This window comes from Lentibacter sp. XHP0401 (assembly GCF_025751535.1).
GTDB lineage: Bacteria > Pseudomonadota > Alphaproteobacteria > Rhodobacterales > Rhodobacteraceae > Lentibacter.
In genome coordinates this window covers 110,293-135,327 of the sequence record NZ_JAOWLC010000001.1, presented here as the reverse complement: position 1 = coordinate 135,327, position 25,035 = coordinate 110,293, and the positions used below count along the sequence as shown (strand labels likewise).

Here is a 25,035-nt window from a genome sequence, read left to right as displayed (position 1 = left end):
CTCAACAGATCAAAAGGACAGGCTGCCTCACAGCCCCTTTACCATATGTCCCTTGTAAATCTCGGCCAGTTTGGCAACGGCCTCTTCAGGCGGCAGTTCTTCGCTTTCACCCGTGCGGCGGCTGGCCAGCTCGACAACACCGTTCTTGAGGCCGCGTGGCCCGACGGTGATCCGCCATGGCAGGCCGATGAGGTCCATCGTGGCAAACTTGCCGCCCGCCCGCTCGTTGCGGTCGTCATACAAAGGCTCAAGCCCCAGGGCTTCCAGCGCGGCTTCCAGCGCTTCACAGGCCGCATCGGCCTCTGCATCGCCCTGCTTGAGGTTGACGATGCCGGCATGAAACGGTGTTACACCCTCGGGCCAGATGATGCCGTTGTCGTCATGGCTCGCTTCAATGATCGCCCCAAGCAAGCGGCTCACGCCAATCCCGTGGCTGCCCATATGCACAGGCACAGGCTTGCCGTCAGGTCCCTGAACAGTCGCGCCCATGGCTTCGGAATACTTCGTGCCGAAATAGAATATCTGACCAACTTCGATGCCCCGCGCGGTGCGGCGGCGTTCTTCGGGAACCTCGTTAAAAATTGCCTCGTCGTGCGTCTCGTCCGTGCGCGCATAGCGGCTGGTAAACTCTTCGAGAACCGCGTGACAAGCCGCATGATCGGCATAATCAATCTCGCGGTCCCCAAACTTGAGATCGGTGATTTCGGCATCATAAAACACCTCGGACTCGCCCGTATCTGCCAACACAAGAAACTCGTGGGTATCATCGCCGCCAATAGGGCCGGAATCTGCACGCATCGGAATCGCCTGCAAGCCCATCCGCTCATAAGTGCGCAGATAGCTCACGAGGTGGCGGTTGTACGCGTGCAAAGCGTCCTCTTTGGTGAGGTCAAAGTTGTAGCCGTCTTTCATATAAAACTCGCGGCCCCGCATCACGCCAAAGCGCGGGCGCACCTCATCGCGGAATTTCCACTGGATCTGGTAGAGCGTCAGCGGCATGTCTTTGTAGCTGTTCACATGTGAGCGGAAAATATCCGTCACAAGCTCTTCGGCTGTGGGCGTAAAGAGCATGTCGCGCCCGCCACGGTCCTTGATGCGCAGCATCTCGTCGCCATACGCGTCATACCGCCCGCTCTCGCGCCACAGGTCTGCAGACTGGATCGTCGGCATCAACATCGGCATATGCCCCGCGCGCATCTGCTCTTCATGCACAATATTCTCGATCTTGCGCAAAACCTTGAAGCCAAGCGGCAACCACGAGTAAATGCCGGCAGCAGACTGCTTGATCATCCCCGCCCGCAGCATAAGCCGGTGGCTGACAATCTGCGCCTCCGCAGGGGTTTCTTTCAGAACGGGCAGAAAATAGCGGCTCAGACGCATGGGAAAACCTTCCAGTTATTTCCCCCCGTTTATGGCTTTGCGCCCCGCCTCGCAAGGGGGCGCAATCACGCCTGATCACAGAACCGTCATCAACACATCCAACAGCCAACACCCCGCGTAACCCCTTTACTCGAACAAAACGAGACACACACTGACAGGAGTTACACATATGCTACGCACATTCGCTCTCGCCACCGCCTTCGCCGCGACGGCCGCATCTGCTTTCGCAGATGGCCACAGCAAAAATATCGTTGAAATCGCCGCCGCTGACGAGCGTTTCACAACCCTCGTCGCCGCGGTCACAGCCGCCGATCTGGGCGAGACGCTGTCGGGTGAAGGCCCCTTCACCGTTTTCGCACCCGTTAACGATGCTTTCGCGGCGCTGCCCGAGGGCACAGTCGAAAGCCTGCTCACACCCGAAATGAAAGGCGATCTGACAAACGTGCTGCTCTACCACGTTGTCCCCGGCAAAGTGATGTCAGGCGATATTGCCATGGGCACAATGGCCGCAGGCACAGCCATGGACGGCGCCACGCTCTGCATCACCAAATCCGATGCCGGTGTCATGCTCGATGACGGCTCGGGCACAATGGCCAACGTGGTCATCGCCGATATCGAAGCCTCCAACGGCGTGATCCATGTGGTCGACAAAGTCGTTCTGCCGGGCAACGCGCCCTCGTGCTGAACACATAATCAAACGGGCTTCGGGCACAGCCACCTGAAGCCCCACTCTTTCAAACATCACTCTTTCCAACATCGGAGAACACCATGAAAAATACTGTAAAAGCGGCCTTTGCCGCAGCTTTCGTTGCGCTCTCGGCGCCCCTCGCAATGGCCGACAATCACGGCACCCAGAACATCGTCGAAATCGCCTCGGGCGACGACCGCTTCAGCACCCTTGTTGCCGCTGTCTCCGCCGCAGGCCTCGCCGAAGCGTTGCAAGGCCCCGGCCCCTTCACTGTCTACGCACCTGTAAACGATGCTTTCGCAGCCCTGCCGGATGGTACAGTCGAAACACTGCTGAAGCCCGAGAACAAAGACCAGCTCACCAATGTGCTGCTTTATCATGTCGATGACCGCAAGCTCATGGCCGCAGGCATCCCGAATGGCTCGACCTATTTCAAACCCATGCTCACATCCGAGCGCCTCTGCATCACCAAAGGCGCTGGCGGTGTCACAATCAATGACGGCACAGGCACGATGGCCAATGTCGTGATTGCCGATATCAAAGCCTCCAACGGCGTCATCCATGTGATCGACAAAGTGCTGCTCCCTGGCACACGGCCCGCCTGTCACTAAGCCCCAAGCGACAGGCGAACCGCTTGAGGCCCGCGGAATAATCTGCGGGCCTCTTGCGCTTGAGCGCCAGTTGCGACATGTCTAAAGGCAAAGGGTTTTAACGAGGCTTACATGGCACTTCCAGTCCGAGATCAGCTCAAATATTGGGGCGTTGCCGCGCTCGCGTTCTGTCTTGCGCTCTGGTTTCTCGGCGATGTGATCCTGCCTTTCGTGCTCGGCGGAGCCGTGGCCTATTTTCTTGATCCGGTGGCCGACAGGCTGGAAGCCATGGGGTTCTCCCGCGCGGTATCCACCACCATTATCACCCTCGTGGCCCTGATGCTTTTCGTGATCCTCGCGCTTCTGGTCATCCCCGTGATGGTCGAGCAAGCCGTTTCGCTCTTCAACACAGCCCCCAAGCTCTTTGCCGATCTGCAAACCTTCCTCACCGAGCGCTTCCCCTCGCTGATGGACAATGACAGCACCCTGCGAAACTCGCTGATTGCAGTGGGCGACACCGTAAAAGAACGCGGCGGAGAGCTTCTGCAAACCGTGCTATCCTCAGCCATGTCGATCATCAATCTGGTGATGCTGCTGGTCATTGTGCCGGTCGTGGCCTTCTACCTGCTGTTCGATTGGGACCGCATGGTCGCCGCCCTCGACGATGTGCTCCCCCGCGACCACGCCCCCGTCATTCGCCAACTGGCCTCCGATGTCGACCGCACCATGGCAAGCTTCGTGCGCGGCATGGGCACAGTCTGCCTGATCCTCGGCACCTATTACGCGGTTGCGCTCATGCTCGTGGGCTTGCAATTCGGCCTCATCGTCGGCTTCATCGCGGGCCTGCTCACCTTTATTCCTTACCTCGGAGCCATCCTCGGCGGCGTCCTCGCCATCGGACTGGCGCTGTTCCAGTTCTGGGGCGACTGGCTCTCGCTCGGCCTCGTTGCCGCGGTGTTCGTGATCGGTCAGGTGATCGAGGGCAATGTGCTCACGCCGAAACTGGTCGGAAAATCTGTCGGGCTACATCCCGTCTGGCTGATCTTCTCGCTCTCGGTCTTCGGCACGCTCTTCGGTTTTGTCGGGATGCTGGTGGCTGTGCCTGTCGCCGCCGCCATCGGCGTACTGACGCGGTTTGTCATCTATAATTACAAAGCCAGCAAACTCTACCAAGGCCTTGAAGGCGAAAATGGCGGCCCCTCGGCAACCGCGATGCGCGCCGCCAAAGAAGCCACAGCACTTGACGCCGACGAAAGCTGATGACTCGCCAACTCACCTTTGATCTGCCCGCATTGCAAACGCTCGGGCGTGACGACTTTTTCGTCTCACCGTCCAATGCGGCCGCGGTGGCCATGATCGAGGGCTGGCAGAACTGGCCCTCGCGCAAGCTTCTGCTTATCGGTCAAGAAGGCGCTGGAAAAACCCACCTTGCCCATGTCTGGGCCACGCTTGCAAAGGCTCAAATCGTCGAGGCCTCTGCCCTCTCCCGGGCCGACATTGCAACGCTGGCGCGCGGCCCCGTCGCGGTTGAGAATGTGCCGGCGATTGCAGGGGATAAAGCCTGCGAAAATGCGCTCTTTCATCTGCACAACCTGACACTTGCCGAGGGACATTCGCTACTTCTGACAGGCACAGGCGAAGCTGCGCATTGGGGGCTTTCCCTCCCCGATCTGACGAGCCGTATGCAAGGCACACCCGCCGTCCCGCTCGGACCGCCGGATGATGACTTGCTCGCTGCAGTGCTGATGAAGCTCTTTGCCGACCGCCAGCTCAACCCGCGCCCCGATGTGCTCGCCTATCTCACCAAAAACATGGAGCGCAGCTTTGCCGCCGCACGGCGCATTGTCGAGGCGCTTGACGCTGTGGCATTGAGCGAGGGCCGCGAGGTGAGCCGTAAACTGGCGGCAGAGGTTCTGGCGGGCATGGCCTAGCGCCGGCCTCCGGACAATGCGGCCACCGGCCACAAACCGACATCCCCGTTTTGCCTTTCATACAGTTCATGTATGCCCCTGCCTTTGCGCGCCCCGCGCCACGGCCACAAAAATGTTACCTCGCAGAATCATTTTGGATATTGAATATTTCATTTAACGAAGTAAATGAGCATAACACCGGGAAAACGGGATTCGATATGAACTGCGATACAGTACCAACAACAGACCCGAATAATGATGGCGCCCTCCCCCCCGAGGTAAGAGCCCTGTTGGGCGTATATGCACTTCACACGCGCGTCCGCGTCGCAATCGAAGATCTGTCCCAGAATGATGGCTTAACCGATCAGGCACGCCACCTGCTGGTCCAGTTGGACAAGCCCCGTCGCCTCGGCGACCTTGCCCGCATCACCAATTCGCTGCCGTCGAGCGTAACGGCCCTTGCAGACCTGCTCGAAAGCAAAGGGTTGGCGCAAAGACACCGCGACGAACGCGACCGCCGTGCCTTCCTCTTGTCACTCACACCTTACGGCATCGACCTGCGCTCCAAGATGCTGCAGCAGGCCAGCGAGCTTTTCCAGACAGTCACAGGCCTGAACGATGCACAAACACGCACCTTCGCCGAACTGAGCGACATCGTGCGCAAAACAATCTACGACACAACATTTCAGGAGACTTCAAAGTGTTGAGAACCATACTCCGGATAGCCGCTTTGGCCCTATGCACCGCCGCACCTGCAATGGCAGATACCGCAGCGGTAAAACCGGTAAAACTCATGACGGTCGTCGCGGGCGAGCACGTCCCGACCCGGCATTTCTTTGGTCAGGTCGTAGCACGAAAATCAGTTGATCTTGCGTTTCAGGTCGGCGGCGAGCTTATCGAATTCCCCGTGCGTGAAGGTGAAATCGTCCCGAAAGGCGCATTGATTGCGCGTCTGGATCAGGAAACCTTCCAGCTCTCGCTGGAACAGGCAAGGCTACAAAAAGACCAGGCAGACCGCACATTCAGCCGTTTGCAAAAGCTCTCGGGCAATGCCGTCAGCACCGTAACGATCGACGATGCCGAAACCGAGGTCCAGCTTGCGGCCATCGCCCTCAAAAATGCGGAATACGCGCTGGAGCACACAACACTTGTTGCACCATTTGACGCGCTTGTGGCCTCACGAAACACATCCGAGTTCAACATGGTCGGCGCCGGCGCGTCTGTCGTGCGCCTGCATGACATGTCGGAAATCCGTATCGAAATAGATGTGCCCGAAATCCTCTTCCAGTTTTCCGGTGACCGAACAGATGTCGTCTTCACAGCCATGTTTCCGGCCCATGAAACGAGTTTTCCGGTCAGCATCCGCGAATTTCAGGCCGAGGCAGACAGTATAGGCCAAACTTTCAAGATCACCCTCGGAATGGAGCCACAAGAAGGCCTCAATGTTCTCCCCGGCAGCTCTGTCAACGTAACGGTTTCCATGGGCTCCGAAACAAACCGGATCGTCCTTCCCGCAACAGCCCTGCTGCCGACAGGCAATGATAACGAGCTTTCGGTGATGGTCTTCACCCCGTCGGATGATACCGGCCAGGGCACCGTCTCCCGCCGCATTGTCAAAATCGAGCCGCAACCAACCGGCAAGTTTCTGGTTTTGTCCGGTCTTGAAGGCGGCGAGGAAATTGTCCTGACAGGCGGTCACGCCCTTGAAGACGGTCAAGCGGTGCGCCGCTTCACCGGATTTTCAAACTGAGTTGGACAGAACATGATAAACATCGCACGCGCCTCGATCGAGAAGCCGCTTTATACATGGCTGATCATCCTCGTCTGTCTGTTCGGCGGCATTTACGGCTTCCTCAATCTGGGCCGCCTCGAAGACCCTGCCTTCACCATCAAATCGGCGGTCATCGTCACTCAGTATCCGGGGGCAAGCGCCGAACAAGTCGCCCTTGAGGTTTCCGAGCCTCTTGAAAGCGCCATCCAGAAAATGGGCGAAGTCGACAAGATCAGCTCCATCAACCAGCCGGGCATGTCGCAAATAACTGTCGAGATGAAATCTACCTTCGACGGAAGCGAATTGCCCGATCTTTGGACCAAACTGCGCGCCCGCGTGCGCGATGCCTCCGCGGGCCTGCCTTCCGGGGTCAGCACACCTTCTGTCAATGACAGCTTCGGCGATGTCTTCGGTCTGTATTACGCCGTCACGGCCCAAGGCTTCACCGATGCAGAGCAGCACGAGCTTGCAACCTTCCTGCGCCGCGAATTGCTGGCTGTGCAAGGCGTGGCCGATGTTGAAGTATCCGCCCTTCCCGAAGAGGCGATATTCGTCGAGCCAAACTCGACTTTGGTTGCAAACCAGAACATTCCCGCCGCCGCAATTGCCTCCGCGATTGCCACAGCCGACTCTGTCGCGCCCGCAGGTTCAATCGACAGCAACGGCTCCAGCGTGCGCCTGACAACACCGGAAGGCTCAGACACCGTCTCCGCGATTGCAGGTCTGTCTGTCGGCACACAGGGCAAGGTCATCAATCTGGCCGACCTCGCAACCGTGCGACGCGGCCGCATTGATGACCCGAGCCTGTTGGTTCGCTTCAATGGCGAAGAAGCCTTCACCCTCGGGATCGCGGGGCTTTCATCGGAAAACATCGTCGAGGTCGGCCACAGGGTTGACCAGCGCTTGGCCGAGCTCTCAACTGCAATCCCCTATGGTGTCGAGCTGCACCCGATCTATCAACAACACCTCGTTGTGGAAAAGGCTTCAAACGACTTTCTGGTCAACCTTGCAACATCTGTCGCCATCGTCGTGATCGTTCTTGCACTGTTCATGGGCTGGCGCGCCGGTGTCGTTATCGGCACGACACTTCTGCTGACGGTCGTCGGAACACTTATGTTCATGTGGCTGTTTTCAATCGAAATGGAGCGCATTTCCCTCGGTGCTCTGATTATCGCCATGGGGATGCTTGTCGACAACGCGATTGTTGTGGCTGAAGGTATGCAGATCTCGATGATCCACGGGCGGAAATCAACCGATGCCGCCGATGATGCCGCCGCAAAAACCCAAATTCCGTTGCTCGGCGCAACCGTCATCGGAATCATGGCCTTCGCGGGCATCGGTTTGTCTCCCGATGCCACAGGCGAGTTCCTGTTCTCGCTGTTTGCCGTTATCGGGATCTCGCTTTTACTGTCTTGGGTGCTGGCCATCACAGTCACGCCGCTGCTCGGCCATTACCTCTTCAAGCATGACCATATCGAGGGCGATGACCCCTACGGCGGCAAGCTTTTCAAGCTCTACAGCAAAACCCTCACAATGGCGCTCAATGCGCGCGCTCTAGTCATGGTGGGTCTGGTTGCGATCACAGTGCTCTGCTTCGCAGGCTTCGGTATGGTCAAACAACAATTCTTCCCCAACTCGAACACACCGCTGTTCTTTGTCCATTACAAGCTGCCTCAGGGCACGTCGATCGAGGCCACCTCAAACCAGATGAAACTGGTTGAAAGCTGGCTTTCCGAAAGAGACGATGTGGTATCCGTCGCAACATTTGTCGGACAGGGTGCCACGCGCTTCATGCTCACCTATGATGCCGAACGCCCCAATTCGTCCTATGGCCATCTCATCGTGCGCACAAAAACCATTGATGAAATCCCGGCCCTGCAATCAGAGCTTGAAGCATTCGGAAAAGAACAACTGCCCGATGGCGAATTCCGCACCAAACGGCTTGTCTTCGGCCCCGGTGGCGGAGACCTCATACAAGTGCGCCTGTCTGGCTCCGATCCCGACATTCTGCGGGAACTGGCTCAAGAAGCCATGTCACGCATGGCAGAAGCATCAGACGGGATCACCTCGACACGGATTGACTGGCGCGAACCCGAGATCGTTATAAAGCCGATCTATGCAACACAGCGCGCCCAAACAGCCGGGATCAGCCGCGATGATGTGGCCAATGTCATGCTGTATGAAACCGACGGAACGACCGGCGGCCAGTTCCGCGAGCGCGAGCGTTTGATCCCCATTATTATCAAGCGCCCCGAAAGCGAGTCCGGCAATCTGCTCGACCAGAAGGCGACATCGGCCAACACCGGAACGTCTGTTCCGCTGGAGCAAATTCTGGACGGTTTCACCTACGAGGTTCAAAACACCCTCGTTCATCGCCGCGACAGACTATCGACAATCACAGTCGGAGCCGACATTCGGGCCGACCTGACAGCCGCGCAGGTTCACTCGGAAATTCGCGCCTCGATCGAAGCGATGGAGCTGCCCGTAGGATACCGGATGGAATGGGGCGGCGAGTTTGAAAACTCGGCAGATGCCCAAGCCAGCCTCGGCAGTCAACTCCCGCTGTCGGCTCTCATCATGATCCTGATTTCCATTCTTCTTTTCAATGGCCTCAAACAACCGATCATCATCTGGCTCCTCGTTCCCATGTCGGTCAACGGCGTCGTTCTGGGCCTGCTCGGCACGGGTTTGCCGTTCACCTTCACCGCTTTGCTGGGGCTCCTGTCTCTCTCCGGTATGCTGATCAAGAACGGCATCGTTCTGGTTGAGGAAATCGACCTCGTCCGCGAAACAGGCACCCCCCTGCGCGAAGCGATTGTCTCGGCAAGCGTATCACGTCTGAGACCGGTGTTTCTGGCAGCCATTACAACCATCCTCGGCATGATCCCCCTGCTCGGAGACGCCTTCTTCGTGTCGATGGCAGTCACAATCATGGGTGGCCTGGCCTTCGCATCGGTGCTCACACTGATCGCGGCCCCCGTCCTCTATGACCTGCTCTTTGCCCGCTCGGAAGCCGCGGCCATTCAAGCCAAAGCAGCAGCCTGACAACGGGGGAAGCCGGCTAAGGCTTTCCCCGCAGACCCGCTGCGCAAAAGCGGATGAGATGGTCGATCTGGTCGTGCTCCGTCTCAAGGCCGGCGCCGAGCGCACGAATGCGCTCGCGCGATGTCAAAAGTGCGAGCATGGCCGAAACAGAAAAGACAAACCCTTCCGCAACCTGCGAGCGCGAGGCGTGAGGGGAAAGCTTGAGGATTTCGTCCAGAAACGCCTCGGCGGTCGGGTCAAAGCACTGCGCCGAGATGCCGCGCCAGCGGTCATCGACAGAAACAAACGCAACAAGGCGCGCATAATTTCGCCAGCGCGGCTCCTGCTCCGACAGCTCGAAAAACGGACGGATAAACGCAGCGAGAACAGCCTCAAGCGTCAAAGCCCCTTCGCTCCGGGCCTGCTCCAATGCCTGCAACCGCTCAGACGAGAGCGCTTCAGCCCGGCGCAACACCGTGCGGTGAAACAACGCCGCCTTGCCCCCTCCGTGATGGTGGATCGTTCCCACAGGCTCCCCCGCTTCGGCGGCAATGTCACGGATCGATGACCCATCGAACCCCCGCTCGGAAAACACCTTTTCTGCCGCATCAAACACGCGGGCTTTGGTGGCCAAAGCCCGCGCTGAAGGGGCTCTTTGTCTATGTTCTTCAGTCGTTTGCACTACCATCATGAAAACATCTTGCCTTATTTTGAACTATTGTTCAAGTTAACGATCAACAAGGGAGGACGCGATGGGAGACGCGAACAAACGGCTTGCTCTGATAGGAGCAGGGCCGATGGGTCTGGCTGCGGCAAAGCTGCTGGTCGAACAAGGCATTGAATTTCAGGGATTCGAGTTGAACTCCGGCGTCGGAGGCCTGTGGGACATCGACGGCCCGCTTTCGACCATGTATGAAACCGCACATCTGATTTCATCCAAAAAAATGACCGAATTTACCGACTTTCCGATGCGTGAAGAGGTGGCCGAATACCCCTCGCACCGTGAAATGAAGCGCTATTTCAAGGAATTCGCTGAACACTTCGATCTGGAAAAACACTACCGCTTCGGCGCCAAGGTGCTGTCCTGCAAACCGCTTGGCGGCCCGAATGACGGCTGGAAGATCACCTGGTCTGATGACACCGGCGAGCATACCGGGGAATATTCAGGCCTGCTCATCGCCAACGGCACCCTCAGCACACCGAACATGCCCACCTTCAAGGGGGAGTTCACAGGCGAACTGATCCACTCGTCAGAGTACCGCCACGCCAGCCAGTTTGATGGAAAACGGGTGCTCGTCATCGGCGCAGGCAACTCGGGCTGCGACATTGCGGTTGATGCAATTCACCTTGGGAAATCCTGCGAGCTGTCAATGCGGCGCGGCTACTACTTTGTGCCCAAATATGTCTTCGGAAAACCCGCCGATACGCTGGGCGGCGCGATCAAGCTGCCCATGGCGCTCAAGCGGATTATCGACGGAGCAATCCTGAAATGGTTTGTGGGCAATCCGCAAAAATACGGCTTCCCGAAGCCGGACTATAAACTTTACGAAAGCCATCCGGTGGTCAACTCGCTGGTGCTCTATCACGCGGGCCACGGTGATATCAGAATCCGCCCAGATATCGACCGTTTTGATGGCAAAACCGTGCATTTCAAAGACGGCACGCAAGAGGATTACGACATGATCCTCGCGGCAACGGGCTACAAGCTCGACTATCCGTTCATCGACACTGCGCACCTCAACTGGCAGGGCGATGCGCCTCACCTATACCTCAACGCAATGCACCCCGAGCGCGACGATGTCTTTGTGCTCGGCATGGTCGAGGCGTCCGGCCTTGGCTGGCAGGGGCGGCACGAACAGGCCGAAATGGTGGTGCGCTACATCAAAGGTCTGCGCGCCCAAACCCCGGCAGCGCTCGAGCTGCAAAAAACCAAAGCCCGAGGCTATGACCGCGCTACAGGCGGGATGAACTATATCGACCTGCCGCGCATGGCTTACTATGTCGACAAGGCAACCTACCGCAAAGCCGTGACGCAATGGATCGGCAAGCTTGCGGGTGGCAAGTCATGATCGACGACGCGGTTATAGATTTCTCCGCCGGCTCGCTGACCTTGCTCAATGCAATCCTTGCTGTGGTGATGTTCTCGATTGCCATCGACTTGAAGCCGCGCGATTTCAAGCTCTTGGCAAAAGCGCCCAAGCCTCTGATTGTCGGTCTTTTCTCGCAGTTCATTCTGCTGCCAGCACTGACATTCCTGCTCGTTATGGCAGCACAGCCGCAAGCCTCGGTTGCCCTCGGTCTGATCCTCGTCGCGGCTTGCCCGGGCGGCAATATCTCGAACTTCATCACCCACCGCGCAGGCGGCAATACCGCCCTGTCAGTGTCGATGACAGCCTTCGCAACCGTCAGCGCAATAGCTTTAACCCCGCTCAATATCGCCTTTTGGGGCAGCCTCTACCCCCCCTCCGCCGAAATCCTGCGCGCCACAGCGATTGACCCGCTCAGCGTCGCCATCACGGTTGGTCTCATGCTGATATTGCCGCTGGTTCTGGGCGTTGCCCTCAACACAAACCGCCCCGATCTGACCCGGAATTTGCGCAAACCGTTGCAATGGCTTTCGATGGCGATTTTTGTGGGCTTTGTCACTTTGGCACTGGCGGCAAACTGGCCTCTGTTCCTTGCCTTCGCGGGCAGCATCGCAGGGCTGGTCATCGTTCACAACGCACTCGGCCTTGGCGGCGGCTACGCGCTGGCAACCCTTGCGGGGTTGTCCCCGTTTGATCGCAGGGCCGTCACCATCGAAACAGGCATCCAGAATTCGGGGCTCGGACTGGTTCTGATCTTCGGTTTCTTCGGCGGTCTCGGCGGCATGGCAATTGTCGCTGCCTTCTGGGGCATCTGGCACGCCATTTCGGGGCTGGCCCTTGCAAACATCATGTCCCGCAGAAAGGTCGCGCCATGACCCGTATTCTCATCACTGGCGGCGCGGGCATGGTTGGCCGCGCCCTTGCTGCGGCCCTGCCCGCAGATAGCATTGTGGTCACAGACCTTACCCGGGCGGGCCTGCCGGATCATCTGGAGTTCCGGCGCATGGATGTCACAGGCACGGACCCTGACACCGTCATCAAAGAGGTGCGCCCCGATGTTGTCGTTCACCTCGCCTCTATCGTCACGCCACCGCAGGGCATGAGCCGTGAACAGGCCTTTGCAGTCGATGTCACCGGCACCCGCAATGTGCTCAAGGCCTGTGTCGCACATGGGGTCAAACGGCTGGTGGTGACAAGCTCGGGCGCAGCCTATGGCTATTACCCCGACAACCCCCTGCCGCTGAGCGAGGATGACCCTTGCCGCGGCAACCCCGAGTTCGCCTATGCCGATCACAAGCGGCAGGTTGAGGAGATGCTGGCAGCGGCACGACAACAGCACCCGCAGCTTGAGCAGGTTGTCCTGCGCGTCGGAACGGTGCTTGGCGCCGGAACAGACACCCAGATCACAGCCCTCTTTCGCCGCAAACGGCTGCTTGCCATCAAAGGCAGCGACAGCCCCTTCGTTTTCATCTGGACAAAAGACCTCGCCCGCATTGTTAAACGCGCCGCAACGGATGGCCCCGCAGGCGTCTATAACGTGGCTGGAGATGGCTGGCTCTCGGTTGATGAACTGGCCCGCGCTCTGAACAAATCTGTTTTGCGCCTGCCTGCTTGGGCCGTAAAGGCCGCACTGGCCGTAGCGCATCCGCTGGGCCTCTCGCAATACGGCCCCGAGCAGGTGCGTTTTTTGCAATACCGCCCCGTGTTGGACAATGCGCGCCTCAAAAGCGTGTTCGGCTACACACCCGAGCTGACCTCGGCTGAAGTGTTTGCCCTCTGGACGCGCGAGGCAGGCCTATGAAGACGGCTGTTATCTCTGGCGGCAATGGCGGATTGGGCCGCGCACTGGCCGGGCAGCTTGAAGCCGAAGGATGGCACTGCGTCTTGATGGACGTTGATATCAAGGGGCTGGAGACAACAGAAAGCCGAACGCCTGTATCCGTGGATCTGACAAACACCCAAGCGCTGGAAAATGCCGCCGCGCAGATCATCGCAGCGCGGCCTTCGATTGATCTGGTGATCTACAACGCAGGCGTGTCCCAGATCGGCCCCTTCGCCGAGGCCGACGCAACAAGCCACCGGCGCGTTTTCGAGATCAACTATTTCGCCGCCGTCGAAATGGCGCGCCTGTTCCTGCAAGAGCTGCGCAAAAGCCAAGGCACGCATCTGGCGGTCTCGTCGGTCGCGGGCTTTGCGCCCTTGCATGGCCGCACAGCCTATGCTGCCTCAAAACATGCTTTGCAGGGCTTTTTCTCGTCCCTGCGCTCCGAAGAGGCGGCCTTCGGTGTGCGCTGCCTGATCGCGGCGCCCAGTTTTGTCGCAACAAACATCGGCAATCCCGCTCGCACAAAAGACGGCATCGCGCGCCCCGGATCAGCAACAGACGGGATAGATTACATGAGCCCCGACGCAGCCGCACGGATAATCCTCACCGGCGTCAAAAAGCAACGCGAGTTTATCCCCGTGGGCCGTGTTGCACGGCTGGCAGGCTGGGTGATGCGCCTCTCCCCGGCCCTCTATCAACGCTCGATGCGGCGCAAAATCAAAGGGGAAAGCTGAAGGCTTCCCCTTCCGTAGCCCCCTGCAACAACATCCGCCCCGATTGAGCGCCGCAAAAGCGGCGGTGGACATTGCGCCATGTGCCGCGCATTATTCTGACGGACATCTGAAAACTGTTACATATGAAGGCTATACCCCGGCCATGACCCACGCTCCGATTCTTGCCGATTTTCTCGCCGCACCCTTCCCCGAGCCCCAAGAACTTGAAGGGGATCTGGCCGGCCCTGCCCGCTTCATGAACCGCGAGCTCAGCTGGCTCGGGTTTAACTGGCGTGTGCTGGAAGAAGCCGAAAACCCCCGCGTGCCGCTGCTCGAGCGCCTCAGGTTCGTCTCGATATCCGCAACCAATCTCGACGAGTTTTATACCGTGCGCGTGGCGGGCCTGCGCGAGATGGTCAAAGAGGGCGTGACCACCCCCGCGATTGACGGGCTCACCCCTGCCGATCAGCTTGTGCTGATCAATGACAATGCCCGCGAACTTCTCGCGCGCCAGCAAGAAATTTTTGCCGCCCTCACCGAAGAAATGACAGAAGCAGGCATTGATATCTGCACCCGCGACGAGCTGACAGATGAGGACAAATCTCTCTTGCGCGAAGTGTTTCTGGAGCAAGTCTTCCCCGTGCTGTCGCCCCTGGCGATTGATCCGGCACATCCGTTTCCTTTTATCCCCAACACAGGCTTCGCGCTCGCACTCGAGCTTGAGAGCGAACGCGAAAAGCGCAAGCTTCAGGCGCTTTTGCCCATTCCCGCGCAGATCGCACGGTTTGTCGCCCTGCCCGCCCCCGAAGGTCAGTTCCGCTTCCTGCCGCTGGAAGAGTTGGTGCTGGAGCATTTGCCAAGCCTCTTTCCGGGGTTTCGCCTCAAAGGCGCATGTGGCTTTCGTGTGTTGCGCGACAGTGATCTTGAGGTCGAGGACGAAGCCGAAGATCTTGTCCGCGAGTTTGAAACCGCGCTCAAGCGGCGCCGCCGCGGCGAGGTTGTGCGCCTGACCATTTCGGCAGATGCGCCCACACGGCTGCTCAAAATGATCCAGCGCGAGCTGCATGTCACCGAAAACGAGATCGTCGAGATCAGCGGCATGATCGGCCTCGCCGACCTGTCAGGCCTCGTGCTCGACGAGCGGCCCGATTTGCTCTGGCCCGCCTTTTCCCCGCGCATCCCCGAGCGTGTGCAAGACCACGAGGGCGATATCTTCGCTGCGATCCGCCAGAAAGACATGCTGCTCCATCACCCCTATGAAACCTTCGATATGGTCGTGCGCTTCCTTCAGCAAGCCGCCCGCGACCCCGATGTGGTGGCCATCAAGCAAACGCTCTATCGCACCTCGCGCGACAGCCCGATCGTGGAAGCGCTCTGCGAAGCTGCCGAAGAAGGCAAATCCGTCACCGCCCTTGTCGAGCTGAAGGCCCGCTTTGATGAAGCAGCCAACATCCGCCAGTCCCGCCGCCTCGAGCGCGCGGGCGCGCATGTGGTCTATGGCTTTCTCACCCTCAAGACTCACGCCAAAATCTCCACTGTGGTGCGCCGCGAGGGCGACCGCCTTGTCACCTACACCCACTACGGCACAGGCAACTATCACCCCATCACTGCGCGCATCTATACCGACCTGTCGCTCTTCACCTGCGATGCAGCCTTGGGCCGCGATGCCACCAAAGTGTTCAACTATCTCTCCGGCTACGTCGAACCCGACGCGCTCGAAAACCTCGCCATCTCGCCGCTCAGCCTCAAACCCCGCCTGCTGGAGATGATCGCAGCCGAGGCCGAACACGCCCGCGCAGGCCGCCCTGCGCAAATCTGGGCCAAAATGAATTCGATCATCGAACCCGAAGTGATCGACGCGCTCTATGCCGCTTCCCAAGCCGGTGTCGAGATCAGCCTCGTGATCCGTGGAATCTGCGGCCTCAGACCGGGTGTCAAAGGCCTATCCGAGAACATCCGTGTCAAGTCCATCGTCGGGCGCTTCCTTGAGCATTCTCGCATCGTCTGCTTTGGCGCGGGCCACGGCCTGCCACACAAGAAATCCCGCGTGTTTATCTCCTCGGCCGACTGGATGGGTCGCAACCTCTCGCGCCGCGTCGAAACACTGGTCGAGATCAACAACCCCACAGTCAAAGCCCAGATCACAAGTCAGGTCATGGCGGCGAACATGGCCGATACAGCCCAAAGCTGGGTGATGGACGCCTCGGGCCGCTTCACACGTGAAGAGCTGCCCGAAGGCACGTTCAGCTTCAACTGTCATCGCTTCTTCATGGAAAACCCCTCCCTCTCGGGGCGCGGCTCCGCAGGGGCATCGGATGTGCCAAAGCTCACCCACGCAGAAGATTGAAACGGCGTTAACCCTCCGCTCCGCATGGTTCATCAAAACGACTCGCTTTTGGCGGTGCACGGGGGTGCACGCGTTGTGCACGCTTTTCACCCCCCTGTTTTAGCCCCTCCAAAATTCGTAAATCCCCCCTGCGCGGCTTTTACGCATCGGTAACCCGAACCTGCGGTGTTGACGCACCCCGCCCCGCGCGCCATAAGGGAGCCAGAACGCTTTCGGGGGCGCGGATGGACGGCGAAAACCAAGCGAATTCAAGTGATTGGGGGCTTTTTGGCCGCCCGCTCTTTCAAGACCCCAAGGCGCGAGCTCTCAGTCGCGTCGGTGTGGTGGATGTCGGGTCAAACTCTGTGCGCCTCGTGGTCTTTGACGGTGCCGCCCGCTCCCCCGCTTATTTCTTCAACGAAAAGGTCATGTGCGGCCTCGGTGAAGGTATCGCCGAAACAGGCCGCCTCAACCCGTCAGGGCGCACCCGCGCGCTCAGTGCGATCCGCCGCTTTCAGCGCCTCGCTGCGGGTATGAACACAGGCCCTCTCACAGCCGTCGCCACAGCCGCCGTGCGCGAGGCCGAAGACGGGCAAGAGTTCCGCGACCTTGTCGAATCCGAGACAGGCTTGCAGCTTCATGTGATTGATGGTGAAGAAGAAGCCCGCCTCTCGGCACAAGGGGTTTTGCTAGGCTGGCCAGGGTCTTACGGCCTCGTCTGCGATATTGGCGGCTCCTCCATGGAGCTTGCTGAAATCTCCGATGGCGTGGTCGGCAAGCGCGTCAGCTCGCCCCTCGGTCCGCAGCGTCTAATGAGTGTGAAGGGTGGCAAAAAGGCCCGCAAAGAGATCATCCGCAGCACGATTCAGGACCTGCACGCGCGGCTCGGCCCGCAGCACAACCGCCTGTTTCTTGTCGGCGGCTCATGGCGGGCCATCGCACGGATCGACATGGAGCGGCGCGGCTATCCGCTGCATGTGCTACATGAATACAGGATGAGCCGCAAAGCCGTCACCGCAACATCCGAATTTATTGCCCGAAACGACACCGAAGAAGTCAGGAATCAGGCGGGCGTATCCTCAAGCCGCATGAAGCTCGTCCCGATCGCTTCAGAAGTTCTTAAGGAAGTGGTGCGAGAGTTCAGACCACACGATATCGCCATCAGCTCCTACGGAATCCGCGAAGGAATGCTTTATGAGCAAATGCCGCAAGCTTTGCGCGATCGTGATCCGCTCATCGAGGCTTGCCGCTTCGCTGAATCAAAAGATGCACGCCTTCCCGGATTCGGCCGCACGCTTTACGAATTTATCCAACCGCTCTTCAAATCGGCCTCGCCCGAGCGGCTCAAGCTGATCAAAGCCGCCTGCCTGCTTCATGACGTAAGCTGGCGTGCGCACCCCGATTACCGCGCCGAAACCTGCTTCAACCTTGCCACCCAAGCCAATCTGGGCGGCATCCGTCACAACGAGCGGGTATTTCTGGGCCTCGCTCTGCTCTATCGTTACTCAAATTCGCGCATTACAACCGCGCGCTTTGAGCCCATAGCAGAGCTTATCTCGGAAGCAGATCAGCAAGTTGCTGAAACGGTTGGAAAAGCCATGCGCTTCGGGGCAATGCTCTGGCTGCAAAAAGATGCACACATCGGAAAAATGCGTCTCTATCCCAAAAAACGCATTCTCGAACTTACGCTCAGTCCGGATGCTGTGCCGCTCTTTGGTGAAGTCGCCGAAGCGCGCTTCAATTCTCTGGCAGCAGCCTTCCCGGCAACGCCAAACATTATTTTAAAACAATAGCCTAGAGATCTACCGCCTCACCATCCTCAGGTGTAGGGGGCAACTCATCAGGCGTTTTCTTGCGCATGATAATATCCCCGTTCGGCAAAATCTCGGGCGGATGATACGCGCTGAAATCTTCTATCTCGTCCATCAGATCCGCCAGCGCCGGGCCCATTTGCTGCACAAAATCCTGCAGCGCGGGTTCCATATCCTCCAACAGTCCCTGAAGGTCTTTCACCGCAGGTTCAACCTCTTTCAGGATGCCCTCAAAGAACAGCTTTGCCCCCCGCTCCATAAGCGAACTGCCGCTCTCTTCGGCATCCGCAGCGGGCACAAAAGCAAGCCCAAAAATCATGCTGGCAATGGCTAAATATTGTCTCATTCTCTTTATATAAGCTCTCTCAAATCAGTTTCCAATGCCTCGGGCACCCGACCATTCCCTAGAAAGATACACCATAATGCGCACCATCATTGCCCTCTGCCTCTGCTTTTTCGCAACTTCACTGCACGCAGGGCCAGACAGGTTTTCTGTTTTGCTCGGATCAAAACACATCGGGGGCACTGGTTTTAACGAATTCAATCCAGGCTTTTTTGCAACATGGGAGCGCGAACGCACTGCCCTCAGCCTTGGCATCTATCTCAACAGCTACGAGCGGGTGTCCATCGCCGCAACAAGCTACCTTCCCTTGAAACAGTGGAAAACAGGCGATGCAGGCCTCTTTGCAGGCCTCGCTCACTACCCGACAGACGGGCGCAATTTCAAAACCCATCTCGGCGGTGATGTTGTCTTTATCGGCGGAGCACAGCTACGGCAGGGCCACGCTTTTGTGCAATTCACCCCGATGAACGCTGACAGCGCAGATGGTCTTATTTCCTTTGGCCTCACCTTTGAGGCCCCCTAAATATCTATATCCATCGTTACGGGAAAATGGTCTGATGCTGTGAGCAAAGCATCCCGTAGCTCGGGGACACGCCAGCATTCGGGGTCATCAAACGGGTGCCATATGCGCCAGATTGGCTGCTTTGCGGCAAGGTCTGATGAGACCATGATGTAATCCAGAAGCGCCTGTAAATAACGCTTCTGTTCCCGAATATAGAAGCGCGCAGAGGTTGGCGTCGCCCCGAGGCGGCGCTGCAAGCCAAGCCGCGCATGTGGGTCATACAGACGGTTCTGGCCATGCTCGCCCATGATAATCTCAACCGAAGATCGCCCGAAAAGGTCTTCATACTGGTCCAGCCCCGGACCGTCATTGAGATCACCCAAAAGCATCAGGCTTTCCCCCGCACCAAGGTGTTCCTCAATCCGCTGCCTCAGCCAAATCGCCTGTGCAAGCTGCTTTCGGCGGTTCTGGATCGAGAGCTTCATCGCCTCGCTCTCATTGCGCGCGCCATGTGGAGCTTTTGATTTTAGGTGAGTCCCAATCAGCCTAAGCAGATGTCCCTTGGCCGTAATCGCCTCAACCTCAAGGGGGGGCTTGGAGAACTGCACCAAATCTTCATGCGCATCCACATCCAGATCAATCCGGAATGTCCCGTCAAACCGTGGCGATTGCCCGGAACCTTTTTTACCCGTTTCGTCACCAACAGGCGCGTGACGCACTGTCAGCGCAGCAGGGTCATACATCAGTGCGATTTCTTGCTGCGTATCGTTGTGAAAGCCTATGAGCGTTGATTTTGCGCGCAAATCAAACACGTGCGCAAACTCATCCAGTGCAGGCACAGTATGCCTGCGGCGGTTCTCATCGGGTGCTTCAATCACCATGATCGCATCCGCATCAAGCGCCGTAAAGACAAAGCCCAACGCCTCGATCTGCATCGCGCGGGTCACATCATGACGGCCCGACCAGCCATCATCCATCATAAGCTTCCCCGCATCATCAAACAGATTGTTGAACCACTCGATATTGTAGGTCGCAATCCGCATTAACCGCGCGCATCCTTAATCTCTTTCCAGGCGCGGTTAATCGCAACCATCCGTTTCTCGGCCATCTTCACGGCCTCTTGCGGCAAGCCCCGTGCCACAAGCCTGTCGGGGTGGCTTTCCTGCACATGAGCGCGCCATGCCTTGCGCACGTCAGCCATGCTCGCCTCGGGGCTAACCCCCAAAACACTATAAGGATCGGCTTCGGCCTCTGGTACAAAACGGCTCCGGATCTGGCGAAATTCGCGCTCGCCCAGCCCGAAAATATCGGCCACCGATTGCAAAAACTCATCCTCGTTAGGATGATACATTCCGTCTGCCACCGCGATATGAAAGAGTCCTTCCAGCAGATCTGCAAGCGCCTCATGGCCTTTGCCAAACATCTCGCGCACGCGTGTCGCGTAGTCTTCAAAGCCCGCTACATCCTGCCGCGCAAGATTAAAGACTCTAGCTGCACCCGCCTCATCTTCCTGCGCAATCTGGAAGACTTCGCGAAAGGCCATCACCTCATCCCGTGTCACCTGGCCGTCGGCCTTCGCCATCTTCGCACCAAGCGCAATCACAGCGATAGTAAAAGCAATCGAACGCTCGGGCGGCGTCCGTAGATGCGCAAAAACAGCGCTCAGGGGCTCGCCCTGTGACAGCGCTGAAACGGCAGCAGATATCCGGCTCCAAATCGACATGCGCAGAGCTTACCCCGCGCAGCCAGAAGTGTCAGTGCGCAATCAGAGAAATTTCTGATAAAGATGCAAGTCGATCCATTGGTCTTTTTTGCGGCCCACCTCAGGCAGTATCGCGAGCAGCGTGAAGCCGGTTTTCGCGTGAAATGCCAGCCCTTCAGGGTTTGCCCCGCTCACTCCGCCGTAGAGCGAATGTGCACCCTCAGCTTTTGCGGCCCTCTCTATGGCCGTCAAAAGCGCGCGCCCGAGCCCGCGCTGTCTGGCAGCTTCGGCGAGATGGACGGTGTACTCCATTGAATGTGCATATCCTGGCCCACCGCGAAACTGAGAGTAGCAGGCAAAACCGACGACAACACTTTCAACCGTCGCAACACACCAGCGCTTCGGTTCAGTTCGAATTGTCTCTGCCAGCGCATCCGCATCTTTTTCCACGGTGGTGAAAGTCGCCAGCGTCTCACGAATAATCCTGTTCCAAATCACTGCAATAGCCGGCGCATCACGGGCTTTGGCCAAACGCACACTCACAAGGTTATTTTCCGGCCATCCGCGGTTTCAAATTCAGCCGAAACCAGCGGCACATCCGCTTTTTCAGTACACACTCGCGCGTCTTCCAGCGGCTCCAAAGCAGCTTTCAAACCAGTCACATCAGGGTGCGCCAAGGTCAGGTTCAGCAGCTTCAATCCGGACGATGAAAGCGACGCCGCGGGATGCGGTGTTGTGCCCCAATCAATCAGACCAGGATGGCACTGACCAAAAGGCAACATTCCCCCCGTTGCCTCTGCCATATCCCAGCTCAGTGTTCCGCGCGTGAGCAACACAACGCGCTCAAACCCTTTGGGCAACGCAAGATCAGCCAGCCCCGAGGCACGGCACACCCAAGTTTCCAAACGCGGTGGTCCGTTGAAGGTGTCGAGCCCGAACAGGCGGGGTCCGCTCGGCGGCTCCGCCTCCGGATCAACCGCGATAACCTCAAGGTACAGCCCGTCGGCCAACCCCAAAAGCGCATTGTGCGTGCCGTAACGCGCATGTTTTCCACCGTCCTGAAGCGGCACACCAAGGTGTTCTTCCGCCCATACCACACCGTTTTCAAGCGTATCCGCCGTGATCACCAGATGGTCAAACTCATAAGTCATGCAGCTGCCCTCGCTCTCTTACCCGCGCGCCTCACGGATGATCCGCAGGATATCTTCCGCCGCCTCAGGAATGTTTGTTCCTGGCCCGAAAATCGCCTTTACGCCCGCTTTCTTGAGAAACTCGTAATCCTGCTGCGGAATAACCCCACCACAAATGACAATGATATCACCTGCGTCTTTGGCCTTCAGTTCCTCAATGAGCTGCGGCGCAAGAGTCTTGTGTCCCGCTGCCTGAGATGAAATTCCGATCACATGCACATCGTTGTCGATGGCATCTTGCGCAGCTTCCTCAGGAGTCTGGAAAAGAGGGCCAACATCCACATCAAATCCGATATCGGCAAAGGCCGTTGCAATCACTTTCGCGCCACGGTCATGTCCGTCCTGACCCATTTTCACCACAAGCAAGCGTGGCCTGCGGCCTTCTTCCTCGGCAAAGGCTTCAATGCTTGCCTGAATTTTGGCAAAGCCCTCGTCGCCTTCATAGGCCGCACCATAGACGCCCGCGAGCGTCTTGACTTCGGCTCTATGGCGGCCGAATTCTTTTTCCATAGCCATGCTGATCTCTCCTACAGAGGCGCGCGCGCGCGCGGCCTCGACAGCTGCTTCAAGCAGGTTTCCACCGTCTTTCGCACGGCGCGAAAGCTCGGCCAAAGCGGCTTCACAGGCGGCCTCATCGCGGCTCGCACGAATACTGGCCAGGCGCTTCACCTGATTTTCGCGCACCGCCACGTTGTCCACATCCAGAATGTCGATCGCGTCTTCCTTGGCGAGGCGGTATTTATTCACGCCCACAATCACCTCTTCGCCACGGTCGATCTTGGCCTGGCGGCGCGCAGCACTTTCCTCGATGCGCAGCTTGGGCATGCCCGAGGCCACAGCCTTGGTCATCCCGCCCATCTCTTCAACTTCTTCCATCAAGGCCCAGGCCTTCTCGGCCAACTCGCTCGTGAGGCTTTCAACATAGTAAGAGCCCGCCAGCGGATCCACGACATTGGAGATGCCGGTTTCTTCCTGCAAAATCAGCTGGGTGTTGCGGGCAATCCGCGAACTGAATTCTGTTGGCAGCGCAATCGCCTCGTCAAGCGCATTGGTATGCAAGCTCTGTGTGCCACCAAGCGCAGCCGCCATCGCTTCATACGCCGTGCGGATCACGTTGTTGTAAGGGTCTTGCTCCTGCAAACTCACACCCGATGTCTGGCAGTGGGTGCGCAGCATTTTGGAGCGCTCGGATTTGGCGTCAAACTCAGTCATGATCCTGTGCCACAGAAGACGCGCAGCGCGCAGCTTGGCGGCCTCCATAAAAAAGTTCATGCCAATCGCAAAGAAGAAGCTGAGCCGCCCCGCGAATTTGTCGACATCCATCCCCGCCTCAATCGCCGCGCGCACATATTCGCGCCCGTCCGCCAGCGTATAGGCCAACTCCTGCACAAGGTTCGCGCCTGCTTCCTGCATGTGGTAGCCCGAAATCGAGATCGAGTTGAATTTTGGCATCTCGTTTGAGGTAAACTCGATGATGTCCGAAATGATCTTCATGCTTGGTTCGGGCGGGTAAATATAGGTGTTGCGCACCATGAACTCTTTGAGAATATCGTTTTGGATCGTGCCCGACAGAACAGAGCGGTCATGCCCCTGCTCTTCCCCTGTCACAATAAAACTCGCAAGGATCGGGATTACCGCGCCGTTCATGGTCATTGACACAGAAACCTGATCAAGCGGAATACCATCAAAGAGGATTTTCATATCCTCGACCGAGTCAATCGCAACGCCCGCCTTGCCCACATCGCCGACAACGCGGGGATGGTCACTGTCATATCCACGGTGCGTGGCCAGATCAAAGGCCACAGAAACGCCCTGCTGCCCTGCGGCCAGCGCCCTGCGGTAAAAGGCGTTGCTTTCCTCGGCAGTGGAGAAGCCCGCATATTGGCGGATCGTCCAAGGGCGGCCTGCATACATGGTAGATTTCACGCCGCGCGTAAACGGCTCAAATCCGGGAATAGAACCAAGGTGGCTCATGCCCTCAAGGTCTTCCTCAAAATAAACGGGCTTCACCTCGATGTCTTCGAGCGTCTTCCACGTCAGATCCTCAAGACTGCGTCCGCGCAGCTCTTTTTCAGCCTGTTTGGCCCATGTGTCTCGCTTGGTCATAGATATGTCCTCTTCTTGCAGCCACGGTCAGACTTATGCCTGCTTCTCTTGGCTCTTTTACGTCAATCCATTTGGCAATGCCGCCCGCGCCCGACACACACCAGAACACATCGTCTGCGTGGCGTTCGGCAAGCACGGCGCTTTGAGCCGCTGTGAAAGGCAGCCAGCGCCCCTTTCCGCTTGGCAGCGCATTTGTCGTCGCGCCACGGTCACTGAGGCAGGCGCGCAGCCCCTCAAGATCGGGCGCAGCATTCAATCTGACCCCGCGTTTTGCCGTTGGCAGCGTGGCACTACTGGCCAGCGCCAGCGCCAAGCGCGTGTCAGGGTAATCGGCAAACTCCGCAAAGCTGTGCAGCTCGATATCAGCCCCGTCAAAAGCCTCGACCACATCACAAACCACATCGCGCCAGCTGCGTTTACTGTTGGCAATGGCATCAAGCCGGACATCGTCAGGCAAAGCCGCCCCACGTTTCACCCCATAGGCAATGGCCGAGCTCCAGTAGCTGTCCAGCGGGCGCATCCCGAGCAGCACCTTGTCAACAGGGCGGTCAAGTGCCCGCGCAAAACCTTGCAAGCGGCTCAATGCATCCGGGTAAAGCGAAGCGTGGCGCAAATTGCCTTTGACAGACCCGAGCGCATTTTCATCGCTGATCACAAGGTACCGCATGCCCCGGGCGTGTGCTACGGCCAGCGCACGGGCAATCCGTGGTTTTGCTGCCGCGATCGCGTCATCGCTCACACTTCCGTTTGGCCCCGCATAAAGCCCGTCAAACAAACCGCCGCCTCTCAAACGCTGCGGCCCCCAAAACCCGATCCCGAGTGTGCTGAGCCCAGCCGCATGACTGCGCATGTAGTGTTGAAACGTCGTTGTGGCACTGCGGTGTGCACCGAGATGGAAGATAATCTGCATTTTGCTCAGCCCCTCATTGGACTGCACGCACTCGCGCGCAGAGCCGGTTCTTTGGGACAGAGTGTGGCTTACAGATGCTAAGCAAGCACTTAACAGCATCGAAAAATCGTGATGGGGTGCTTTTTCTATCGTAATGCAGGTTAAAGCGCCTATATCA

23 protein-coding genes are annotated in these 25,035 nt (G+C 58.2%); 14 read left to right on the top strand and 9 right to left on the bottom strand.

Annotation, left to right across the window (positions count from 1 at the left end):
* Positions 1 to 27: 27 nt before the first annotated feature.
* Positions 28 to 1,380: a proline--tRNA ligase gene (gene proS / locus OE750_RS00715; protein ID WP_263760340.1), complete on the bottom strand. Its 1,353-nt coding sequence runs from the start codon at positions 1,378 to 1,380 to the stop codon at positions 28 to 30.
* 169 nt (positions 1,381 to 1,549) lie between these two features.
* On the opposite strand from proS, the gene OE750_RS00710 reads away from it, so the two are divergent.
* From OE750_RS00710 to OE750_RS00680, 7 genes are all read left to right on the top strand, one after another.
* On the top strand, positions 1,550 to 2,065 hold the full coding sequence (locus tag OE750_RS00710) for a fasciclin domain-containing protein (RefSeq protein ID WP_263760338.1): 516 nt from the start codon (positions 1,550 to 1,552) through the stop codon (positions 2,063 to 2,065).
* Between the two features lie 83 nt (positions 2,066 to 2,148).
* Positions 2,149 to 2,679, top strand: a complete 531-nt coding sequence (locus OE750_RS00705) for a fasciclin domain-containing protein (RefSeq protein WP_263760336.1) — start codon at positions 2,149 to 2,151, stop codon at positions 2,677 to 2,679.
* A gap of 111 nt (positions 2,680 to 2,790) precedes the next feature.
* Positions 2,791 to 3,918 (top strand): AI-2E family transporter, encoded by a 1,128-nt coding sequence (locus tag OE750_RS00700; RefSeq protein WP_263760335.1) that lies wholly within the window; start codon positions 2,791 to 2,793, stop codon positions 3,916 to 3,918.
* On the top strand, positions 3,918 to 4,589 hold the full coding sequence (locus OE750_RS00695) for a chromosomal replication initiator DnaA (RefSeq protein WP_263760334.1): 672 nt from the start codon (positions 3,918 to 3,920) through the stop codon (positions 4,587 to 4,589). Before OE750_RS00700 ends, OE750_RS00695 begins: the two co-directional genes overlap by 1 nt.
* 197 nt (positions 4,590 to 4,786) lie before the next feature.
* Complete coding sequence (locus OE750_RS00690) at positions 4,787 to 5,275, top strand: MarR family winged helix-turn-helix transcriptional regulator (protein WP_263760333.1); 489 nt, start codon at positions 4,787 to 4,789, stop codon at positions 5,273 to 5,275.
* Positions 5,276 to 5,325: 50 nt separating this feature from the next.
* Positions 5,326 to 6,318, top strand: a complete 993-nt coding sequence (locus OE750_RS00685) for an efflux RND transporter periplasmic adaptor subunit (RefSeq protein WP_263760331.1) — start codon at positions 5,326 to 5,328, stop codon at positions 6,316 to 6,318.
* Positions 6,319 to 6,333: 15 nt separating this feature from the next.
* Positions 6,334 to 9,384 carry an efflux RND transporter permease subunit gene (locus tag OE750_RS00680; protein WP_263761168.1) on the top strand — a complete coding sequence of 1,017 codons (3,051 nt, stop codon included), beginning with the start codon at positions 6,334 to 6,336 and terminating at the stop codon, positions 9,382 to 9,384.
* A gap of 16 nt (positions 9,385 to 9,400) precedes the next feature.
* Here OE750_RS00680 and OE750_RS00675 read toward each other — a convergent pair whose 3' ends face one another.
* Entirely contained in the window at positions 9,401 to 10,054 is a 654-nt protein-coding gene (locus tag OE750_RS00675) for a TetR/AcrR family transcriptional regulator (RefSeq protein ID WP_263760329.1), read from the bottom strand.
* 61 nt (positions 10,055 to 10,115) lie between these two features.
* Here OE750_RS00675 and OE750_RS00670 point away from each other — a divergent pair, with 61 nt between their 5' ends.
* The 6 genes from OE750_RS00670 (at position 10,116) to OE750_RS00645 (ending at position 18,107) form a co-directional block, all read left to right on the top strand.
* Positions 10,116 to 11,432, top strand: a complete 1,317-nt coding sequence (locus OE750_RS00670; protein WP_263760327.1) for a flavin-containing monooxygenase — start codon at positions 10,116 to 10,118, stop codon at positions 11,430 to 11,432.
* Complete coding sequence (locus OE750_RS00665) at positions 11,429 to 12,325, top strand: bile acid:sodium symporter family protein (RefSeq protein ID WP_263760325.1); 897 nt, start codon at positions 11,429 to 11,431, stop codon at positions 12,323 to 12,325. The genes OE750_RS00670 and OE750_RS00665 overlap by 4 nt, the downstream gene beginning before the upstream one ends.
* Positions 12,322 to 13,251: an SDR family oxidoreductase gene (locus tag OE750_RS00660; protein ID WP_263760323.1), complete on the top strand. Its 930-nt coding sequence runs from the start codon at positions 12,322 to 12,324 to the stop codon at positions 13,249 to 13,251. Before OE750_RS00665 ends, OE750_RS00660 begins: the two co-directional genes overlap by 4 nt.
* Positions 13,248 to 14,009 carry an SDR family NAD(P)-dependent oxidoreductase gene (locus OE750_RS00655; protein WP_263760321.1) on the top strand — a complete coding sequence of 254 codons (762 nt, stop codon included), beginning with the start codon at positions 13,248 to 13,250 and terminating at the stop codon, positions 14,007 to 14,009. Before OE750_RS00660 ends, OE750_RS00655 begins: the two co-directional genes overlap by 4 nt.
* A 142-nt stretch (positions 14,010 to 14,151) precedes the next feature.
* Positions 14,152 to 16,335 carry an RNA degradosome polyphosphate kinase gene (locus tag OE750_RS00650; protein WP_263761165.1) on the top strand — a complete coding sequence of 728 codons (2,184 nt, stop codon included), beginning with the start codon at positions 14,152 to 14,154 and terminating at the stop codon, positions 16,333 to 16,335.
* A 224-nt stretch (positions 16,336 to 16,559) separates the two neighbouring features.
* Positions 16,560 to 18,107: a Ppx/GppA family phosphatase gene (locus OE750_RS00645; RefSeq protein WP_263760319.1), complete on the top strand. Its 1,548-nt coding sequence runs from the start codon at positions 16,560 to 16,562 to the stop codon at positions 18,105 to 18,107.
* 1 nt (position 18,108) lies between these two features.
* Here the strand turns inward: OE750_RS00645 and OE750_RS00640 are convergent, their stop codons facing one another.
* Positions 18,109 to 18,471 (bottom strand): hypothetical protein, encoded by a 363-nt coding sequence (locus OE750_RS00640; protein WP_263760317.1) that lies wholly within the window; start codon positions 18,469 to 18,471, stop codon positions 18,109 to 18,111.
* 76 nt (positions 18,472 to 18,547) lie between these two features.
* Here OE750_RS00640 and OE750_RS00635 point away from each other — a divergent pair, with 76 nt between their 5' ends.
* Complete coding sequence (locus tag OE750_RS00635) at positions 18,548 to 18,991, top strand: hypothetical protein (protein WP_263760315.1); 444 nt, start codon at positions 18,548 to 18,550, stop codon at positions 18,989 to 18,991.
* Here OE750_RS00635 and OE750_RS00630 read toward each other — a convergent pair.
* Genes OE750_RS00630 through OE750_RS00605 form a run of 6 tightly spaced genes read right to left on the bottom strand, consistent with a single transcriptional unit; the run spans position 18,988 to position 24,878 of the window.
* Entirely contained in the window at positions 18,988 to 20,013 is a 1,026-nt protein-coding gene (locus OE750_RS00630; RefSeq protein WP_263760313.1) for an endonuclease/exonuclease/phosphatase family protein, read from the bottom strand. The genes OE750_RS00635 and OE750_RS00630 overlap by 4 nt on opposite strands.
* On the bottom strand, positions 20,013 to 20,693 hold the full coding sequence (locus OE750_RS00625; RefSeq protein ID WP_263760311.1) for a molecular chaperone DjiA: 681 nt from the start codon (positions 20,691 to 20,693) through the stop codon (positions 20,013 to 20,015). Before OE750_RS00625 ends, OE750_RS00630 begins: the two co-directional genes overlap by 1 nt.
* A 42-nt stretch (positions 20,694 to 20,735) precedes the next feature.
* Positions 20,736 to 21,215, bottom strand: coding sequence for a GNAT family N-acetyltransferase (locus OE750_RS00620; RefSeq protein WP_263760308.1), 480 nt, complete (start codon positions 21,213 to 21,215; stop codon positions 20,736 to 20,738).
* Positions 21,212 to 21,823 carry a VOC family protein gene (locus OE750_RS00615; RefSeq protein WP_263760306.1) on the bottom strand — a complete coding sequence of 204 codons (612 nt, stop codon included), beginning with the start codon at positions 21,821 to 21,823 and terminating at the stop codon, positions 21,212 to 21,214. The genes OE750_RS00620 and OE750_RS00615 overlap by 4 nt, the downstream gene beginning before the upstream one ends.
* 18 nt (positions 21,824 to 21,841) lie before the next feature.
* Positions 21,842 to 23,968: a methylmalonyl-CoA mutase gene (gene scpA, locus OE750_RS00610; RefSeq protein ID WP_263760304.1), complete on the bottom strand. Its 2,127-nt coding sequence runs from the start codon at positions 23,966 to 23,968 to the stop codon at positions 21,842 to 21,844.
* The gene (locus tag OE750_RS00605) at positions 23,934 to 24,878 is read right to left on the bottom strand and encodes a hypothetical protein (protein ID WP_263760302.1); all 945 of its coding nucleotides are present in this window, start codon (positions 24,876 to 24,878) and stop codon (positions 23,934 to 23,936) included. The genes scpA and OE750_RS00605 overlap by 35 nt, the downstream gene beginning before the upstream one ends.
* Positions 24,879 to 25,035 lie beyond the last annotated feature (157 nt).

Excerpts from the sequence above, each read along its gene's own strand:
- OE750_RS00640 (WP_263760317.1), bottom strand. The coding sequence starts at position 18,471 with ATGAGACAATATTTAGCCATTGCCAGCATGATTTTTGGGCTTGCTTTT.
- OE750_RS00695 (WP_263760334.1), top strand. The coding sequence starts at position 3,918 with ATGACTCGCCAACTCACCTTTGATCTGCCCGCATTGCAAACGCTCGGG.
- OE750_RS00625 (WP_263760311.1), bottom strand. The coding sequence starts at position 20,693 with ATGTCGATTTGGAGCCGGATATCTGCTGCCGTTTCAGCGCTGTCACAG.
- OE750_RS00690 (WP_263760333.1), top strand. The coding sequence starts at position 4,787 with ATGAACTGCGATACAGTACCAACAACAGACCCGAATAATGATGGCGCC.
- OE750_RS00630 (WP_263760313.1), bottom strand. The coding sequence starts at position 20,013 with ATGCGGATTGCGACCTACAATATCGAGTGGTTCAACAATCTGTTTGAT.
- proS (WP_263760340.1), bottom strand. The coding sequence starts at position 1,380 with ATGCGTCTGAGCCGCTATTTTCTGCCCGTTCTGAAAGAAACCCCTGCG.
- OE750_RS00655 (WP_263760321.1), top strand. The coding sequence starts at position 13,248 with ATGAAGACGGCTGTTATCTCTGGCGGCAATGGCGGATTGGGCCGCGCA.
- OE750_RS00700 (WP_263760335.1), top strand. The coding sequence starts at position 2,791 with ATGGCACTTCCAGTCCGAGATCAGCTCAAATATTGGGGCGTTGCCGCG.
- OE750_RS00665 (WP_263760325.1), top strand. The coding sequence starts at position 11,429 with ATGATCGACGACGCGGTTATAGATTTCTCCGCCGGCTCGCTGACCTTG.
- OE750_RS00605 (WP_263760302.1), bottom strand. The coding sequence starts at position 24,878 with ATGCAGATTATCTTCCATCTCGGTGCACACCGCAGTGCCACAACGACG.
- OE750_RS00645 (WP_263760319.1), top strand. The coding sequence starts at position 16,560 with ATGGACGGCGAAAACCAAGCGAATTCAAGTGATTGGGGGCTTTTTGGC.
- OE750_RS00660 (WP_263760323.1), top strand. The coding sequence starts at position 12,322 with ATGACCCGTATTCTCATCACTGGCGGCGCGGGCATGGTTGGCCGCGCC.
- OE750_RS00685 (WP_263760331.1), top strand. The coding sequence starts at position 5,326 with ATGGCAGATACCGCAGCGGTAAAACCGGTAAAACTCATGACGGTCGTC.
- OE750_RS00635 (WP_263760315.1), top strand. The coding sequence starts at position 18,548 with ATGCGCACCATCATTGCCCTCTGCCTCTGCTTTTTCGCAACTTCACTG.
- OE750_RS00615 (WP_263760306.1), bottom strand. The coding sequence starts at position 21,823 with ATGACTTATGAGTTTGACCATCTGGTGATCACGGCGGATACGCTTGAA.
- OE750_RS00650 (WP_263761165.1), top strand. The coding sequence starts at position 14,152 with ATGACCCACGCTCCGATTCTTGCCGATTTTCTCGCCGCACCCTTCCCC.
- OE750_RS00670 (WP_263760327.1), top strand. The coding sequence starts at position 10,116 with ATGGGAGACGCGAACAAACGGCTTGCTCTGATAGGAGCAGGGCCGATG.
- OE750_RS00705 (WP_263760336.1), top strand. The coding sequence starts at position 2,149 with ATGAAAAATACTGTAAAAGCGGCCTTTGCCGCAGCTTTCGTTGCGCTC.
- scpA (WP_263760304.1), bottom strand. The coding sequence starts at position 23,968 with ATGACCAAGCGAGACACATGGGCCAAACAGGCTGAAAAAGAGCTGCGC.
- OE750_RS00710 (WP_263760338.1), top strand. The coding sequence starts at position 1,550 with ATGCTACGCACATTCGCTCTCGCCACCGCCTTCGCCGCGACGGCCGCA.
- OE750_RS00675 (WP_263760329.1), bottom strand. The coding sequence starts at position 10,054 with ATGATGGTAGTGCAAACGACTGAAGAACATAGACAAAGAGCCCCTTCA.